The 15,866-nt window shown below is 72.8% G+C and carries 15 protein-coding genes; 8 read left to right on the top strand and 7 right to left on the bottom strand.

All coding sequences use genetic code 11. The features are described 5' to 3' along the window. Nucleotides 1-51 precede the first annotated feature (51 nt). The 5 genes from ORG17_RS10230 to ORG17_RS10210 all read right to left on the bottom strand — a co-directional run bounded on the left by ORG17_RS10230 (nucleotide 52) and on the right by ORG17_RS10210 (nucleotide 6,786). Nucleotides 52-1,374, bottom strand: a complete 1,323-nt coding sequence (locus tag ORG17_RS10230) for a hypothetical protein (RefSeq protein WP_214527553.1) — start codon at nucleotides 1,372-1,374, stop codon at nucleotides 52-54. Then, nucleotides 1,371-2,528 (bottom strand): ATP-binding protein, encoded by a 1,158-nt coding sequence (locus ORG17_RS10225; RefSeq protein ID WP_214527554.1) that lies wholly within the window; start codon nucleotides 2,526-2,528, stop codon nucleotides 1,371-1,373. Before ORG17_RS10225 ends, ORG17_RS10230 begins: the two co-directional genes overlap by 4 nt. Nucleotides 2,529-2,661: 133 nt before the next feature. Beyond that, nucleotides 2,662-3,864: a homoserine O-acetyltransferase MetX gene (gene metX, locus ORG17_RS10220; RefSeq protein WP_214527555.1), complete on the bottom strand. Its 1,203-nt coding sequence runs from the start codon at nucleotides 3,862-3,864 to the stop codon at nucleotides 2,662-2,664. A gap of 222 nt (nucleotides 3,865-4,086) precedes the next feature. Further along, nucleotides 4,087-5,418, bottom strand: coding sequence for a bifunctional o-acetylhomoserine/o-acetylserine sulfhydrylase (locus ORG17_RS10215; protein ID WP_071404574.1), 1,332 nt, complete (start codon nucleotides 5,416-5,418; stop codon nucleotides 4,087-4,089). A 279-nt stretch (nucleotides 5,419-5,697) separates the two neighbouring features. Further along, nucleotides 5,698-6,786: an acyltransferase family protein gene (locus ORG17_RS10210; RefSeq protein WP_214527556.1), complete on the bottom strand. Its 1,089-nt coding sequence runs from the start codon at nucleotides 6,784-6,786 to the stop codon at nucleotides 5,698-5,700. A 123-nt stretch (nucleotides 6,787-6,909) separates the two neighbouring features. Here ORG17_RS10210 and ORG17_RS10205 point away from each other — a divergent pair, with 123 nt between their 5' ends. From ORG17_RS10205 to ORG17_RS10185, 5 genes are all read left to right on the top strand, one after another. Continuing rightward, entirely contained in the window at nucleotides 6,910-7,683 is a 774-nt protein-coding gene (locus ORG17_RS10205) for an SDR family oxidoreductase (RefSeq protein ID WP_214527557.1), read from the top strand. Between the two features lie 171 nt (nucleotides 7,684-7,854). Continuing rightward, nucleotides 7,855-8,382, top strand: coding sequence for a phosphoribosyltransferase (locus tag ORG17_RS10200; RefSeq protein ID WP_051596753.1), 528 nt, complete (start codon nucleotides 7,855-7,857; stop codon nucleotides 8,380-8,382). Next, complete coding sequence (locus ORG17_RS10195; protein WP_111056349.1) at nucleotides 8,379-9,098, top strand: Type 1 glutamine amidotransferase-like domain-containing protein; 720 nt, start codon at nucleotides 8,379-8,381, stop codon at nucleotides 9,096-9,098. Before ORG17_RS10200 ends, ORG17_RS10195 begins: the two co-directional genes overlap by 4 nt. Before the next feature lie 5 nt (nucleotides 9,099-9,103). After that, nucleotides 9,104-9,787: a uracil-DNA glycosylase gene (locus ORG17_RS10190; RefSeq protein WP_214527558.1), complete on the top strand. Its 684-nt coding sequence runs from the start codon at nucleotides 9,104-9,106 to the stop codon at nucleotides 9,785-9,787. 9 nt (nucleotides 9,788-9,796) lie between these two features. Continuing rightward, on the top strand, nucleotides 9,797-10,402 hold the full coding sequence (locus ORG17_RS10185) for a GNAT family N-acetyltransferase (protein WP_214527559.1): 606 nt from the start codon (nucleotides 9,797-9,799) through the stop codon (nucleotides 10,400-10,402). A 141-nt stretch (nucleotides 10,403-10,543) separates the two neighbouring features. Here the strand turns inward: ORG17_RS10185 and ORG17_RS10180 are convergent, their stop codons facing one another. Beyond that, on the bottom strand, nucleotides 10,544-11,242 hold the full coding sequence (locus ORG17_RS10180) for a FadR/GntR family transcriptional regulator (RefSeq protein WP_214527560.1): 699 nt from the start codon (nucleotides 11,240-11,242) through the stop codon (nucleotides 10,544-10,546). A 207-nt stretch (nucleotides 11,243-11,449) separates the two neighbouring features. On the opposite strand from ORG17_RS10180, the gene ORG17_RS10175 reads away from it, so the two are divergent. The 3 genes from ORG17_RS10175 to ORG17_RS10165 are packed head-to-tail and all read left to right on the top strand — an operon-like array spanning nucleotide 11,450 to nucleotide 14,928. Further along, on the top strand, nucleotides 11,450-13,006 hold the full coding sequence (locus ORG17_RS10175; protein WP_071244816.1) for a GntP family permease: 1,557 nt from the start codon (nucleotides 11,450-11,452) through the stop codon (nucleotides 13,004-13,006). Then, entirely contained in the window at nucleotides 13,003-13,575 is a 573-nt protein-coding gene (locus tag ORG17_RS10170; RefSeq protein WP_138803627.1) for a gluconokinase, read from the top strand. Before ORG17_RS10175 ends, ORG17_RS10170 begins: the two co-directional genes overlap by 4 nt. Nucleotides 13,576-13,602: 27 nt before the next feature. Beyond that, entirely contained in the window at nucleotides 13,603-14,928 is a 1,326-nt protein-coding gene (locus ORG17_RS10165; RefSeq protein ID WP_214527561.1) for a cytochrome P450, read from the top strand. 22 nt (nucleotides 14,929-14,950) lie between these two features. Here the strand turns inward: ORG17_RS10165 and ORG17_RS10160 are convergent, their stop codons facing one another. After that, a complete protein-coding gene (locus ORG17_RS10160) occupies nucleotides 14,951-15,862 on the bottom strand; it encodes a L,D-transpeptidase (RefSeq protein ID WP_214527562.1) in 912 nt (303 codons plus the stop codon). Nucleotides 15,863-15,866: the final 4 nt, after the last annotated feature.

Below are 15,866 nucleotides of genomic sequence, written 5' to 3'. Positions count from 1 at the left end.
TCCTAGGAGGATCCGGGCCGGAAGTCGGTCAGGCGTGCGGGTGTCCGGCGGCTACATCGACGGATGTCGGTTCACGACGCAGTGCGCGACGATGTGCAGCGCGCCGTCGCGGACGGTCTCGGTGTACGGGCCGATGCGCTGCAGGGCACTCCAGGCCGTCGGGCCGAGGCTGCGCCGGGGCACCCCGCGGGACTCGATGACGACGGGCACGTCCATGGTGTCGTCGCTGACCGGATGGCCGTCGGAGCCGATCGGGCCGAGCGTGACGGAGACGACGGGCATACCGGGCTGGGCGGTGCGGCCGTCGCCGACCATCTGCCAGATCGCCTGCAGCAGCCCGTCGCGCTGGGTGGGGGAGAGGTGCCCCGCCAGGGCCGTCGGGTCGGCGACGCTCACCGAGCGACCGAGGTGGTCGGACTCGGTGATGGCGTGGTAGAGCCAGGTCTCGCGACGGCCCTCGATCAGGTGCAGGCGGAGCTCGGTGGCGAGTGACGCGGCGACCGAGCTCGAGGCGTCGGACAACGGCAGCGGGTCGGTGCCGTTCGCGACGGCGTCGAGCAGCTTCTCCGCGGCCAGGTCGAGCCGGGCGAGCTCGTCCGAGGCGAGCATGCCGACGGCGAACTGCGGGGCCTGCACGTTGCTCTGCACGAGCACCCGGTCGAGCTCGCGCTGCACGAGCTGTCGGAACCGCTGCACGACGTACAGCGCGAGCGCCGGCGGCACGACGACGAGCGACAGCAGGGACACGATGCCGGGCATGGTGTCGTTGGTGATCGGCGTCGACGCGACGGCCATCACGATGAACGCGATGCCGAGCACGCCGATGGCGACGGCGACCTCGCGGGCGGGGCGGAGCGTGGCGATCGGCAGCAGCGCGAAGCCCGCGGCCATCGACGCCGTGGCGGTGTGCGCGATGTCGTGCTCGGGCCAGATGCCGATGAAGTCGAGCGTGACGACGCAGGCCAGCACGACGCAGATCAACGCGAACGCCGGACCCGTCAGTCGTTCGCCGTAGGTCAGGACACTGAGGCCGACCCCGACGGCGGCGACGACGTAGAGCCCCCAGGCGACGGCGGGCAACCACGGGTCGGAGTACTCGTTCCAGCGCACCAGGAAGAACACGATGCCGGCGAGGGCCTCGATCGCGGTGAGGACCGCGGCGCCGAGGCCGAGGTAGCCGGCACCGAGCGAGGCGCCGGGCTTCGCGGCCTGCCGCAGGGACCGGGCACCGGTGGACGTCGACGGGAGCCCTCGGGCCTGGCGACGTTCGCTCGTCCGGTACCGCTCGCGCGCCTCGCGACGGGTCCGGGGTGCTGGTGGTGCGGTCTCGCCGGGCAGACGGCGGCCGATGGTGTCCTCGGGGACCCGGGTCATCGCGGTGCCTCCAGGACGACGGTGGTGCCGGAGCCCGGCGCGGAGAAGAGCTTCGCGTCGCCGCCGACCTCGCGCAGGCGGTTCACGACGCTCTCCTTGAAGCCGAGTCGCTCGGCACTGACGGTGGTGAGGTCGAAGCCGACGCCGGAGTCGGTGACCATCGCGCGGACGACCTCGTTGTCGTGGACGATCGTGACGTGGGCCTCGCCGACGCCGGCGTGCCGACGGACGTTCTCGAGGCACTCGCCGAGCGCGAGCAGGAACGCGTCGAGCACGTTCGATGGCAGCAGGACCTGCCCGGTGCCGTGCCAGCTGACCTCGAGCCCCATCCGGCCGAAGCGCTGCTTGACCGACTCGAGGGTCTGCCCGAGCGGTGACTCCTCTTCGCGGGTGAGCGAGTAGTCACCGGACTGCGAGGGCTGCGGGGTCGCACCGAGGCGCAGGTGCCGCAGCAGTCGGGCGTCCTCGGCGGCCTGCTCGCGCATCGCCTGCTCGGAGACGCCGACGCCGGAGTGCGCCAGCAGCGTCAGGGTCGCGAGCACGGTGTCGTGCAGCAGGCGGGCACCCTGGCGGCGCTGCGCCTCGGTCTCGCTGGCCTGCCGTTCGGCGCGGTGGGCGGTGCCGATGCTGTAGATGCGGCGGGCGACGCGGGGGATGCTGCGCGAGATCCAGATCGCCACGACGGCCATCAGGATCCACCCGAGCAGTGCGCCGCTGACCGGGGTCGACAGGAGCGAGCCCGACCCCCACACCATGAGCACCACCACGGCGCCGCCACCGGCGATGGTGATGCCGAGACCGACCGGGTGCCCGCGCTGTGCCATCAGCGGTGCCGAGAGTCCGCCGGCGGCCAGGGGCATGACGGCACTGGCGATGAGGGGCCTGGCCGAGTCCTCGACGCCGGTGAAGAGCAGCACCATCGTGGCGAGCCCGGCGACGACGATGGCGGCGGTCCACCACACCTCGCCGCCGCGACCGAAGCACACGAGGGCGGTGATCATCGCGGCGATGCAGAGGAGTGCGCCGATGAGGGGCGGCGTGGGCACGGCGGCGGCGGAGAGGATGCCCACGACGCTGACGAGCGCGCAGACGATGCCCACGACACGGGTCGCCGACCGCAGCAAGCGGTCGCGTTCCTGTGCGATGAAGTCCATCGATGTCCTGGTTGGTGACGATCTGGGTGGTGCGGGAAACCGAGCGTCGGTCAGTGCCGGGCTCCACGCCATCATTCCACGCGCGCCACCCGTTGGGGGGACTTCGGCGCGCCGCGGTGGCGGCCGGGCCCGCTCAGGACTCCAGCAACCGCCGCAGGTGCGCCCCGACCTGCTCGTGCTCGATGAGGAACCCGTCGTGTCCGAACTCGCTCTCGATCACCGCTGCGGTGTCCCCGTCGAGCGCGTCCGGCACGCCCGCGGCGATCCGGTGCTGGTCCTCGACGGGGAACAGCCGGTCGCTCGAGATCCCCACCACCAGGGTCCGTGCGGTCACCAGCCCGAGGGCGGCCGACACCCCGCCGCGACCGGCTCCGACGTCGTGCGAGTCCATCGCGTACGTCAGCGTGACGTAGCTCGAGGCGTCGAACCGCCGCGTGAACTTGTTGCCGTGGAAGTCGAGGTAGCTCTCCACCGAGAACCGGCCGTCGTCGCCGAGCGGGGAGACGTCGCTCTGCCAGGACCGCGCAAAGCGGCTGTTCAGCTCGTCCGACGCGCGGTACGTCATGAGCGCCATCCGCCGGGCCAGCGACAGGCCTCGGTGCGGTCCCTCGCCGACCTCGGCCTCGAAGTAGTCGCCGCCGGCGAACGCCGGGTCCATCTGGATCGCCGCCCGCTGCAGCGAGTTCGCCGCGATCTGGTCGGCGGTGGTCTGCGCCGTCGACGCGAGGACCGCCAGCCGCTGCACGCGCGCCGGGTGCGAGACCGCGAACTCGAGGGCGTGCATGCCGCCCATCGACCCGCCGACGACGGCCGCGAAGGTCTCGATTCCGAGCCGGTCGGCGAGCTGCGCCTGCACCTCGACCTGGTCGCGCACCGTCACGAACGGGAACCGTGCGCCCCACTCCGCGCCCGACGGCGACACCGACGACGGCCCGGTGGTGCCCTGGCAGCCGCCGAGCATGTTCGGCGCGATCACGAACCACCGGTCTGTGTCGATCGCCCGCCCGGGCCCGACGACGTCGCCCCACCAGCCGGCGGTGCGGTGTCCCGGGCCGGGGTCACCCGCGACGTGCGAGTCACCGGTCAGCGCGTGCAGGACGAGCACCGCGTTGTCGCGGGCGGCGTTGAGCGTGCCCCACGTCTCGTACGCCACGCGCACGGACGGCAGGCGGCCGCCGCGCACCCACTGCTCGCCGAGGGACTCGAAGTGGCGTGCACCCGGGTGGTCACCAGGACGCCAGGCACCGGTCACGGGCGGCTTGCCGAGGGTGCCGAGCTCGGTGCCGGGCACCAGGGTGGACGGCACGGAGTCCTCGGGGGTCGTCTGCCAGTCCATCGTGCGACCAGTCTGCCGGGAGGCGCGGGTCGCCGCCGCCGTGTTACGTCACGCCCGGCGCGTGGCCGGGTGTCCGGGCCGCGGGCGCGCCGGGCAGGTCGGGCGGGTCGGGCGCGTTGGAACGACGCAGAACGACAGGGTCGATGTCGTACGACGTCGACCCTGTCGTTCTGCGTCGGCAGGCAGGCAGGGAGCCAGGCAGGCGGGCAGGCCGCGCGGGACCTACGCGCGCTGGCTCTCCTGCGCGATCGCCCGGGCCGCGGCGAGGCCGGCCTCGAGGTCGGCCTTCAGGTCGGCGATGTTCTCGATGCCGACCGACAGGCGCACCAGGCCGGGCGTTACGCCGGTGGTGAGCTGCTGCTCGGGGGTGAGCTGCGAGTGCGTGGTCGACGCCGGGTGGATGACGAGCGAGCGGACGTCACCGATGTTCGCCAGGTGCGAGAAGAGCTGCAGGTTGTCGACGAACGCCTTGCCCGCGGTGACCCCGCCCTTGAGCTCGAACGACAGCACGGCGCCGACGCCCTTCGGCGCGTACCGGTTCGCGGCGGCGTACCAGGGCGACGTCGGCAGACCGGCGTAGGCGACGGTGGCGACGTCGGGGTGCTGGTCGAGCCACTCCGCGATCTCCTGCGCGTTGGACACGTGCCGCTCGATGCGGAGCGACAGGGTCTCGATGCCCTGCAGCAGCGCGAACGCCGTGTCCGCCGAGTTCGACGCACCGAGGTCCCGGAGCAGCTGCACCCGGGCCTTCACGATGTACGCGAGCTCGTTGCCGACGGCCTCGGCGAAGACCGCGCCGTGGTACGACGGGTCGGGCGTGTTGAACTCCGGGAACCGGTCGGCGTGCTGCGACCAGGCGAACTTCCCGCCGTCGACGATGATCCCGCCGATGACCGTGCCGTGGCCACCGAGGAACTTCGTGGCCGAGTGCACCACGATGTCGGCGCCGTGCTCGAACGGACGGATCAGGTACGGCGTCGCGATCGTGTTGTCGACGATCAGGGGGACGCCGGACTCGTGGGCGACGTCGCTGACGCCCGTGATGTCGAGGACGTTGATCTTCGGGTTGCCGATGGTCTCCGCGAAGAACAGCTTCGTGTTCGGGCGGACCGCTCGGCGCCACTCCTCGAGGTCGTCCTGGTCCTCGACGAACGTCGTCTCGATGCCGAGCTTCGCCAGCGTGTACTTGAACAGGTTGTACGTGCCGCCGTAGATCGACGACGACGACACGATGTGGTCACCCGCCCCCGCGATGTTCAGCACCGCGTAGGTCTCGGCAGCCTGGCCGGACGCGACGAGCAGGGCACCGGACCCGCCCTCGAGTGCGGCGATCCGCTGCTCGACGACGTCGTTCGTCGGGTTCATGATCCGGGAGTAGATGTTGCCCGGCTTGGCGAGCGCGAACAGGTCGCGTGCTTCGTCCGAGTTCGCGAAGACGTACGAGGTCGTCTTGTAGATCGGCGTCGCTCGGGCGCCCGTGGTCGGGTCCGGCTGTGCGCCGGCGTGGACCTGGGTGGTCTCGAACTGCCACTGCGCGGCGTCGTGCTCGGTCATCTTGGTGCTCCTGTCCGGTGCGGCTGGTCGTCGGGTCGCCCTGCGCTCGGCCCGGAGGCTCGGCGCTGCTGTGCGTCGGGTGTCACGGTACGCAGGTGGCCGGGCCCGCACCACCGCACCCGCCTCGGGACGTAACGCGCCCGCCGGGCTGCCCCGCGCCTCCCGGCCAGGATGGTGCCCGGGGCTGACGGCGGCGACCACGGGGGATCCGTCGCGGCCTGCCGCGACATCGCGCGCTGCCGACTGAGCGCAGCGAAGACGACTGCTTGCGCGGAAATGTCACGCGTCGCGGCGGAACAGCCAGTCGACCTTCGGTTCGAGCAGCCACCGCATCCCGCGCCGCACGAACGGCTGCGCCAGGAACAGGCTCACGACGCACGCGATGACGACCATGAGGAGCACGAACGGCCAGGCCGAGTGCTCGCCGGCCAGGACGCCGGACTCCCGGATCGGGTAGAGGACGAACGTGTGGAGCAGGTAGACGTACATCGTCGCGGCGCCGAACTGCGTGATCCAGACGTTCCGACGGGGGATGAGCACCAGGAACGACGCCGTCAGCAGGGTCGCGAGCAGCATCAGGCCGAAGCGCACCGCACCCGCCCACCAGGCGTCCTCGCCGAGCCCCGAGTAGGAGTCGTCGTAGAAGAACCAGTGGTGCAGGTCGAACTCCTTGAACTGCGGGATCCAGACCGCGCACGACACCGCCCACGCGGCGAACACCACGACGGCGGCGATCCGCACCCGGACGACCGTGCGACGGGACGCCTCGTACCAGCGGTCGAAGACGCCCCACTGCTTGACCTGCCACCCGAGCAGGAAGAACGGCAGCAGGCTGATCGCGCGGGAGAGCGAGAGCGTGGAGTCGACGTTGTCGAAGTAGCCGACGCCGATGCTGAACACGATCGCCCAGAACAGCGGCCACCGCAGCTGCGCCAGGTACGGCAGGATCAGCTTGAAGATGCCCAGGGCCAACAGGAACCACAGGGTCCACGTCGGCTTCGTCGGGTTGAAGTCCTTGCCGCCCTCGACGATGCCCTGCACCACGGTCCAGATCGTCTGCATGATGATGTACGGCACCACGATGTCCGTGATCGTCCGGCGCATCCGCTTCGCCGTCGGGGTGTCCGCCGACGAGAAGTACCCGCTGATCACGCCGAACGCCGGCATGTGGAACGCGTAGATGAACGTGTAGAGCGCCAGGGCGTGCTCGCTCGCCGGCGTCTGCCGCTGGATCGCGTGCCCGATGACCACGAGCGTGACCGCGACGAACCGCGCGGTGTCCCACATCGGGATCCGGCGCGGGGCTCGACCGGGCTCGAGCTGCGTCGCCGGGGCCGAGGGGGCGGGAGGGGCGGCATCCGTCGTCATCGCCGGTCACGTTACCGGATCGTGATCTGGACGGCCCGGTGCGGTGCCGGAAGCGTCCCGCTCGGTACGGTGGTCGGACCGGGCCACCACGCGCCCCGGTCACCGACGCAGGAGGCAGATCACATGGCAGCACGGCGCGCAGTCGTCACCGGAGCGAGCTCGGGCATCGGGGCGGCCACGGTCCGGCTGTTCCGGTCACGGGGCTGGGACGTGCTCGCCGTGGCCCGCCGCGCCGCGAAGCTCGAGGCGCTCGCCGCGGAGACCGGGGCCGACACGCTGGTCGCCGACATCACGGACGCCGACGACGTGGCGGCGCTCGCCGCGCGGGTCGCGGACCTCGGCGGTGCCGACGTGCTCGTGAACAACGCCGGTGGGGCGTTCGGGTCGGCGAGTGTCGAGGAGTCCGACGTCGACGACTGGCGCGCCATGTTCGAGGTCAACGTGATCGGCACGAAGCGCGTCGTCTCCGCGCTGCTGCCGCACCTGCGCGACCGCGCTCGCGTGTCCGGGGGAGCGGACATCGTCACGGTGACCAGCACCGCCGGGTTCGTCGCGTACGAGAACGGTGGCGGCTACAACGCCGCGAAGTTCGCCGAGCACGCCCTGGTCGGCGCACTCCGGCTCGAGCTGAACGGCGAGCCGATCCGCGTCGTCGAGATCGCGCCGGGCATGGTGAAGACCGACGAGTTCGCGCTCACCCGGTTCCGCGGGGACGAGCAGAAGGCCGCCGCGGTGTACGACGACGTGCCGGAGCCGCTCGTGGCCGACGACGTCGCCGAGGCGGTCGTGCACGCCGTGGAGCTGCCGGCGCACGTGAACCTCGACCTCGTGACGATCCGGCCGGTGGCGCAGTCGGCGCAGCACAAGCTCGCGCGCGGCCCGCTGACGCCCCGCTGAGCGGACCCCACGCCGGACCCGCGCGGTGCCCGCGCCGGACCCGCGCAGCGCCCACGGCGGACCCGCGCGGCGCCCGCGCCGGACCCGCGCAGCGCCCACGCCGGACCCGCGCAGCGCCCGGGCGGCGGCCGCGGGTCGCGGGCGTGGGCTCCCTGCCGGTACCGTGGTCGGATGCCGATCAGCAGCGAACCCGAGCCCGCGGCTCCGTCCACCGTGACCGTGACGAGCGGGCCCGAGGTACTCGGCTGGCTGGAGTTCGGTGACGCCGCACGCCTGCTCGCCAAGGACGTCCTGTCCAGCGGCTTCGAGCCCGAGGTCGTCGTCGCCGTCGCCCGCGGCGGACTGATCATCGCCGGCGCCGTGGCGTACGCGCTCGGTACCAAGGAGTGCGGCTCGATCAACGTCGAGTTCTACACCGACGTCGAGCAGCGGCTGGAGGAGCCCGTCGTGCTCGCCCCCGCCCTCGACGCCCCGAGCCTGGCGGGCAAGCGGGTCCTCGTCGTCGACGACGTGTCGGACTCCGGCCGCACCCTGCGCCTGGTGGTCGACATCATCCGGAACGCCGGTGCCGACGTCCGGAGCGCCTGCCTGTACTCGAAGCCCGGCACCGTCCTCGAGCCCGACCACGTGTGGCGTCGGGTCGACGGCTGGATCACGTTCCCGTGGAGCGCACTCGCCCCTGTGACGGCCGAGTCGTGAGCATCCACCTGGTCGGCGGCGGTCTGTTCGCCGCCTCGGACGCCGCAGCGCCGTTCCTCGCCGAGGCCACCGCCCGTTCGGCAGCGGTCGGCCGGAGCGTCCCGCGCATCGCCCTGCTCTCCGTGGCGGGCCCGGACGGCGGCAGCCCGTCGTCGACCGCCGACATCGCCGAGGTCCTCGGCGGCCCGCGCACGGCCGAGGTGCTCGTCACCGAGGTCGCGGCCGGTCAGGTCTTCGACACCACCGTCCTGAGCGACGTCGATGCCCTGGTGGTCGGTGGCGGCGTCACCCCCGACTACCTGGCGGCGATCGCCCCGCTCGTCGACCAGCTCCGGCTGCTCGTCTCCGACGGTCTGCCCTACCTCGGCTACTCGGCCGGTGCGATGATCGCCGCCGACCGTGCGCTGGTGGGCGGCTGGCGCATCGGCGGCGTCGAGATCTGCCCCGAGGCGGCGTCCGAGGGGCTGGACGAGGTCGAGCTCCGCGAGGGCCTCGGCCTGGTCGACCTGACCATCGACGTGCACGCGGTGCAGGCCGGCACCCTCGCGCGGCTCATCGCCAGCGCCGAGGCCGAGTTCGTCACCGCCGGACTCGCGATCGACGAGGACACCACGCTCGTCGTCGGCGAGGGCGCGCTCGAGGTCCGGGGGACCGGCAGCGTCTGGCGCGTGATGGCCGGCGAGGAGTCGGTGGCCGTCGCCACCATGGGCGCGTAGCCGACGTGGAACCGCGGCCGCTCGCCGACCTGGTCGACCCCGGCTGGGCGACGGCGCTCGCACCCGTCGAAGTCGACGTGCACCGCATCGGCGCATGGCTGCGGGACGAGACCACTGCGGGCCGTCACTACCTGCCCGCCGGCAGCGACGTGCTGCGCGCGTTCACGACCCCGTTCGATGCCGTCAAGGTGCTGGTCGTCGGGCAGGACCCGTACCCGACGCCCGGCCACCCGATCGGCCTGTCGTTCGCGGTCGACCCCGCCGTCCGTCCGGTGCCGCGCAGCCTGGCGAACATCTACCGCGAGCTCGCCGACGACCTCGGGGTGACCCCGCCGCAGCACGGTGACCTGCGGGCCTGGTCCGACCAGGGCGTCCTGCTGCTCAACCGGGTGCTCACCGTGCAGGCGGGCGAGGCCGGCAGCCACCGAGGCAAGGGCTGGGAGGCGGTGACCGACCAGGCCGTCCGCGCGCTGGTCGCCCGTGGCACCCCGCTGGTCGCCGTGCTCTGGGGTGCCCAGGCCGGATCGGTGCGACCGCTCCTCGGTGACACCCCGGTCGTCGCCTCGGCCCACCCGAGCCCGCTCAGTGCGTCGCGCGGGTTCTTCGGCAGCCGCCCGTTCTCGCAGGTGAACGCGCTGCTCGAGTCGCAGGGCGCACCGCCCGTCGACTGGACGCTGCCCGCTCAGTAGGCTCGGCACGTGCTCGAGGAGGAATACCAGCGACGGCGGGTCCTGCCGCGACACCTGCGTGCCCCGGCGGCGACCGAGACCGCCTTCGAGTACCGCATCCGTGCGGCCGAGGTGGGGGACCTGCCCCACGTGCGCGAGATCCACACGCACTACGTCCGCAACTCGTCGGTGACCTTCGACCCGGCGGCGTTCACGTACGCCGCGTGGAAGAAGCGCTACGACGACATCCGGAAGCGCCGGCTGCCGTTCCTGGTGGCGGAGAACCCCGCCGGGCAGATCCTCGGGTACGCCCTGGTCGACGCGTGGAACCCCCGGGACCGCTCGAACCACGTCGTCGAGGACTCGATCTACCTCGGTGCCGCGTCCGGTGGCAAGGGGCTCGGCCGCGCGCTGATGGAGGCGCTGCTCGACGAGTGCCGGTCGGCCGGCGTGCGCGAGGTCGTCGCCGTCATCGCGGACCGCCAGGCCGAGGCGTCGATCCGGCTGCACGATCGGCTCGGCTTCGAGGAGGTCGGCCGGATGGGCAAGGTCGGCTACAAGTACGACCGCTGGCTCGGCACCGTCACGATGCGGCTCCGCCTGCGCGGCCCGCGGCTGTTCGCACGACGACACTGACTGACCGACGGAGCTGACGGAGCCGACGCGGTCGACGCGCGTCACGCAGGCGAACGTGGGCAGGGCGGACGGGAGGCCCGTGGCGGGCCCGGCACGCGCCTCCAGGCCGTCCCCTGACCGCGCCGGACCGCCGTGGCCGGGTCAGCCCGCCGGCGCCTCGGTGATGAACTCGTCGCGCGTCACGCGGAGCAGCGCGGTGGCCGCCGCCGCCGCCGCGTCCGCGTCACCGTCGACCGCTGCGCGTCCGACGGCCTGGTGCCGGAGCGCCGCCTCGCGCGTCCAGCGCGTGATGGGGTCGCGCGACTCCGACGTGCGGGTGCGGAGCAGGGCCTCGACCGTGCCGGCGAAGTGCGCGAACACGGCGTTCCCCGACCCGGTGAGCAGTGCACGGTGGAAGCGGACGTCGGCCTCCAGGTAGGCGCGGCTGTCCTCGCGCCCGCACGCGTCGAGCATGTCCTCGGCGGCGGCGAGCACGGCGTCCGCGCCCTCGGAGCCGGCGGTCAGGGACGCCGCGACCGGTTCGACGCCGAGCCGGAGCTCGACGAGCTCCCGCTGCTGCACGAAGTACGCCGGTGAGGTACCGCGCCACCGGATCACGGTGGGGGCGAGGAGCTCCCACGCGGTGATGTCGCGGACGAGCGTGCCGACCCGCTGCCGGGGCTCGACCAGGCCGAGAGACTGCAGGACGCGCAGGGCCTCGCGGACGACCGAGCGGGACACCCCGAACTCGTCGGCCACCAGTTCGGGTCGGACGACGGCACCTGTGGCCAGGTCGCCGTCGACGATCCGCTGGCCCAGGGTGTCGAGCACGTGGGCGTGCAGTCCGCGTGCGGTGGGCATCGTTTCCTCCGTGCAGTACGGGTCACGCGGTCGTCGTGACGCCGGTCCCATCGAAGCGGCAGACTCCGGAGACGGGCGGTTGGCGCGCGGGACGACGTCGTATAGTCTGATTAATCAGATTATTGAGGGTCGGCGTTCGTCGCGCCAGTCCACCCTCGACACGAAGGCGACGGAGCCGCGCAGCAGCGACTCCAGGAAGGGGCGCTGATGCCTCACGCTCTCCCGGACCACCTGCTCGCCGCGGGTGGCACCACCGAGACGGTCGACCCGTCCGGTTCGATCCCGCAGCTGATCATCGCGGCGCTCGTCGGCATCGTGGTGATCATCGCGCTCATCACCTGGCTCAAGGTGCACCCGTTCATCGCGCTCACGATCGGCGCGCTCGGCGTCGGGATCGGCGCGGGCCTGGCGCCGGACAAGGCGGTCACGAGCTTCGGCGACGGCTTCGGCGCGACCATGACGAGTGTCGGCATCCTGGTCGGGCTCGGGGCGATGTTCGGCAAGATGCTCGTCGACTCGGGCGCAGCGGACCGCGTCGTGGACACCCTGGTGCGGAAGTCGTCGAAGGCGGCGCTGCCGTGGACGATGGCCCTGATCGGGGCGCTCATCGGGCTGCCGATGTTCTTCGAGGTCGGGCTCGTCCTGCTCATCCCGATCATCGTGCTGGTCGCCAAGCGGAGCGAGGTGCCGATCATGAAGATCGCCGTCCCCGCCCTGGTCGGCCTGTCGACGATGCACGCGTTCGTCCCGCCGCATCCCGGCCCGCTCGTCGCGATCTCCACCGTCGGTGCGAACCTCGGCACCACGCTCGCCTTCGGCATCGTGCTGGCGATCCCGGTGATCATCCTGGCCGGCCCGCTCTTCGCCCGGTTCGCGGCTCGCTGGGTCGACATCCCCGTCCCCGACATGTTCGGATCGCGTGGGGCGGTCGCCACCGCCGGCCCGGGTTCGGGGTCGGGTTCCGGGTCCGCCTCCTTCGCCGACGACCCGGCACACCCCGGACGGGAGGCCCGGCGCGGCCCCGCCACGCAGGACACCGCGTCCCTGCCCAACGGCAAGAGCGACTTCACGCGCGTCATCAGCGAGCCGCGCAGCCCGTCGTTCACCGTCGCCCTGATCGGCATCCTGCTGCCGGTCGTGCTCATGCTCGCCCAGGCGATCCGTGAGGCCACCGCCCCCGACGCCGCCGGCTCGTGGGTGAGCTTGCTCGACTTCCTCGGTTCGCCGATGATCGCCATCGGCATCGCGGCCGTCTACGCGATGGTCTTCTTCGCGATCGGCGGTGGCATGGACCGCTCGGCGGTGTCGAAGTCGCTCGAGAGCGCGCTGCCCCCGATCGCCGGGGTGCTGCTCATCGTCGGTGCCGGCGGTGGCTTCAAGCAGGTGCTCATCGACACCGGGATCGGCGGCGTGATCGCCGACGCCGTCAAGGACTCCGGCGTCTCGGTGCTGCTCGTCGCCTGGGTCGTCTCGGCACTGGTCCGCGTGGCGACCGGGTCGGCCACGGTCGCCACCGTGACCGCCGCCGGCATCATGGCGCCGATCGCCGCCGACCTGTCGACGCCGATGACGTCGCTGCTCGTGCTCGCGATCGGTGCAGGCTCCGTGTTCCTGTCGCACGTGAACGACGCCGGGTTCTGGCTGGTGAAGGGGTACCTCGGCACCACGGTGGGGCAGACGTTCAAGACGTGGACGGTGCTCGAGTGCCTCATCTCGGTGTTCGGTCTGCTCGGGGTCCTGCTGGCCGGGGTGTTCATCCGATGAGCGGCGCAGCAGACCTCGGTCCGGCCGCAGCTGCCGGGGCGGCCGACACCGGGCTGGACGCACGTGTCCTGGTGGTGATGGGGGTCTCCGGGTCCGGCAAGTCGACCGTCGCCGCCATGGTGGCGGAGCAGGTCGGGTGGGAGTTCGCCGAGGGCGACGCGATGCACCCGCCGGCGAACGTCGACAAGATGCACGCCGGCACCCCGCTCACCGACGAGGACCGCTGGCCGTGGCTCGACGTCGTCGCCGGCTGGATCCGCGGACACCTGGACGCCGGCACGAACGGCGTCGTGACCTGCTCGGCCCTGAAGCGCTCGTACCGCGACGTGCTGCGGGCCCCCGGCGTGGTGTTCGTGCACGTGGCCGGTGACGGCGCGCTCATCGAGGAGCGGATGTCGCAGCGTTCCGGGCACTTCATGCCGACGTCGCTGCTGCAGTCGCAGCTCGCCACGCTCGAGCCGCCGCAGCCCGACGAGGCCCACCTGACGATCGCCGCCGACCGCACCCCCGAAGAGGAGAGTGCCGAGGTCGTGGCGCGGCTCGGACTGGTCCGGATCCCGAGAGCCTGATCGGGCGGCGCTCGGCAGCATGGCTGCATGGCGCTCGACGACTCCCTCTCGCTCCTGACCCGCGGCTACGGGTTCGGTGCCCACCTGTGGCGCCGGACCCGGCCGGGGGCGCGGGCCGTGGGCTTCCGACTGCTCGGACGTCCGGCGCTGCTCGTGCGTGGTGCCGAGGGCGTCGCGCTGTTCTACGACGGCGACCGCACGGCACGCCACGGCGCGATGCCGGCCATCGTGCAGCGGACGCTGTTCGGCGTCGGGTCGGTGCACAGCCTCGACGGGGCGGAGCACCACCACCGCAAGGCGACCTTCGTCGACGTCGCGTACGAGGACGAGCAGGTCCGGCGCCTCGCGCCCCTGCTGACCCGGGAGTGGGCGACCGAACGCGACGCGTGGCTCGCGGGTGGCACCCGCTCGGCGTACGACGCTGCCGTCGGCGCGATCGGCCGTGCGGTCATGCGCTGGGCCGGACTACCGGGGGCGCCGGCGGCGAAGTCCCGGTGGGCGGCACGGCTCGCCCAGGTCGTCGACGGCTTCGGGGTGCCGTACTCACCCGAGTACCTGCAGGCCGTCCTGAACCGGCACTGGTCGGACCGGCACGCCCGGCGGCTGGTCGAGGCCGTGCGCGGTGGCCGCTTGACCCCCGAGCCGCACACCGCACTGCACGAGTGGGCGTGGCACCGGGACCCCTCCGGGGCGCTGCTCCCGGCGCGGCTGGCCGGCATCGAACTGCAGAACAGCATCCGGCCGGCCATCGCGGTGGCCCGGTTCGTGGCGTTCGCGGCGAAGGAATTGCACGACCGGCCGGAGTGGCGGGCACGGATCGCCGCCGAGAGCGCGGCGGCCGACACCGCTGACGGGTCGCGCGTCGACGGTCCGCGCGTCGACGGCCCGCTCGCCGTCGGTCCGCGCGTCGACGGCCCGCTCGCCGTCGCCTTCGCGCAGGAGATCCGCCGGACGGCGCCGTTCGTGCCGATGCTGCCTGCCTGGGCCACCACGGACGTCGAGCTGGACGGCCAGCACCTGCCCGCCGGCGGGCGCGTGGTGCTCGACATCACCGGGACCGACACCGACGAGCGCTCGTGGGACCGTGCGGGCGACTTCGACCCGTCGCGGTTCCTCGGCGTGGAGGACTCCGAGGCGATCACGACGTTCGTCCCGCACGGTGGCGCCGACGTCGCCACGGGACACCGGTGCCCCGGCGAGAAGGTCGCCGTCGCCGCGCTCGCGGCCGCGGTCTCGGTGCTGAGCGACCCGCGGCTGACGATCCTCGACGACGGGCTGCAGGTGGACCGCCGCCGGCTGCCGACGAAGCCGGCCTCGGGTGGCGAGGTCCGGGGCCGCTGCCCCTTCCACTGACCCGGTCTCGGTCGACCCCGTCTCAGTCGAACCGGATCGGGGTGCCGACGGGCAGCGCCGCCAGGGTGCGGGTCATCTCCGCCGAGATCCGGACGCAGCCGTGCGAGCTGCCGGTCGGGTCCGGGTAGTAGTGCAACGCGGTCAGCGCAGCGTTGCCGCCGTACGACGGGATCCGGGACGAGTGCGCCCCGGTCAGGATGATCGGGTTGCCCTGCGTGTACGCGACGCGGGTGTCGACGTACGCCGCCTCGACGTAGGTGGCGGTGTCGGCCGGTGTGGGGTCCTCCGGCGTCCCGAGCCGGGCGGCCTCGGTCGCGGTGACCTTGCCCGACCGGGTGACGACGGACACCGTGCTGGCGGCGACGTCGACCCGGATCATCCGGTCGGTCCCCGTCACGGTGAAGTCGGCCGCCCGGGCCCAGGCGAACGTCGCGCTCGGCGCGTCCGGGTCACCGCCGTCACCGGGGGTGCGGTTGCGGGACGGCGTCGACACCAGGAGCATCCCGCCGTCCCGGCCGGGGGAGCGACCCCACACCGCGGTCGCCGCGGGCCGGTTGATCGTCGACACCAGGTGGGACAGGGTCGCCACCGGTCGGGCGCCGCTGGACGGGCTCGCGTACAGGGCGACGAGCGGCGTGCGCGGGGTCGCGATCTGCCAGGTGTCCTCGGGCTCCACATCCCCGCCGTCGAGCAACTGCGGCACGACGGCGTCGTGGAACGCCAACGGCAGTGCGGCCAGGGTCGCGTCGGATGGTGCAGCGGGGACGGCCGCGAGCGTCGGGGTCGGCGTGGCGCTCGGGGTCGGAGTCGTCGTCGCCCGCGCCGCCCGGGTCGGCTCCGGTGCCGGCGACCCGACGGTCACCCCCACCACGACGGCGGCGACGGCGAGCACCACCACCCCCGCGGTCGTCGCGATCCAGGTGCTGCGTCGCATGGTG

This window comes from Curtobacterium flaccumfaciens pv. betae (genome assembly GCF_026241855.1).
GTDB classification, from domain to species: domain Bacteria; phylum Actinomycetota; class Actinomycetes; order Actinomycetales; family Microbacteriaceae; genus Curtobacterium; species Curtobacterium flaccumfaciens.
The sequence above is the reverse complement of the archived record's forward strand: the minus strand, read 5'-3'. Positions and strand labels throughout refer to the sequence as shown.

Bases quoted from the DNA above. Each gene is read 5' to 3' on its own strand.
- ORG17_RS10230 (WP_214527553.1), bottom strand. From the start codon at position 1,374: ATGACCCGGGTCCCCGAGGACACCATCGGCCGCCGTCTGCCCGGCGAG.
- ORG17_RS10225 (WP_214527554.1), bottom strand. From the start codon at position 2,528: ATGGACTTCATCGCACAGGAACGCGACCGCTTGCTGCGGTCGGCGACC.
- metX (WP_214527555.1), bottom strand. From the start codon at position 3,864: ATGGACTGGCAGACGACCCCCGAGGACTCCGTGCCGTCCACCCTGGTG.
- ORG17_RS10215 (WP_071404574.1), bottom strand. From the start codon at position 5,418: ATGACCGAGCACGACGCCGCGCAGTGGCAGTTCGAGACCACCCAGGTC.
- ORG17_RS10210 (WP_214527556.1), bottom strand. From the start codon at position 6,786: ATGACGACGGATGCCGCCCCTCCCGCCCCCTCGGCCCCGGCGACGCAG.
- ORG17_RS10205 (WP_214527557.1), top strand. From the start codon at position 6,910: ATGGCAGCACGGCGCGCAGTCGTCACCGGAGCGAGCTCGGGCATCGGG.
- ORG17_RS10200 (WP_051596753.1), top strand. From the start codon at position 7,855: ATGCCGATCAGCAGCGAACCCGAGCCCGCGGCTCCGTCCACCGTGACC.
- ORG17_RS10180 (WP_214527560.1), bottom strand. From the start codon at position 11,242: ATGCCCACCGCACGCGGACTGCACGCCCACGTGCTCGACACCCTGGGC.
- ORG17_RS10175 (WP_071244816.1), top strand. From the start codon at position 11,450: ATGCCTCACGCTCTCCCGGACCACCTGCTCGCCGCGGGTGGCACCACC.
- ORG17_RS10170 (WP_138803627.1), top strand. From the start codon at position 13,003: ATGAGCGGCGCAGCAGACCTCGGTCCGGCCGCAGCTGCCGGGGCGGCC.
- ORG17_RS10165 (WP_214527561.1), top strand. From the start codon at position 13,603: ATGGCGCTCGACGACTCCCTCTCGCTCCTGACCCGCGGCTACGGGTTC.
- ORG17_RS10160 (WP_214527562.1), bottom strand. From the start codon at position 15,862: ATGCGACGCAGCACCTGGATCGCGACGACCGCGGGGGTGGTGGTGCTC.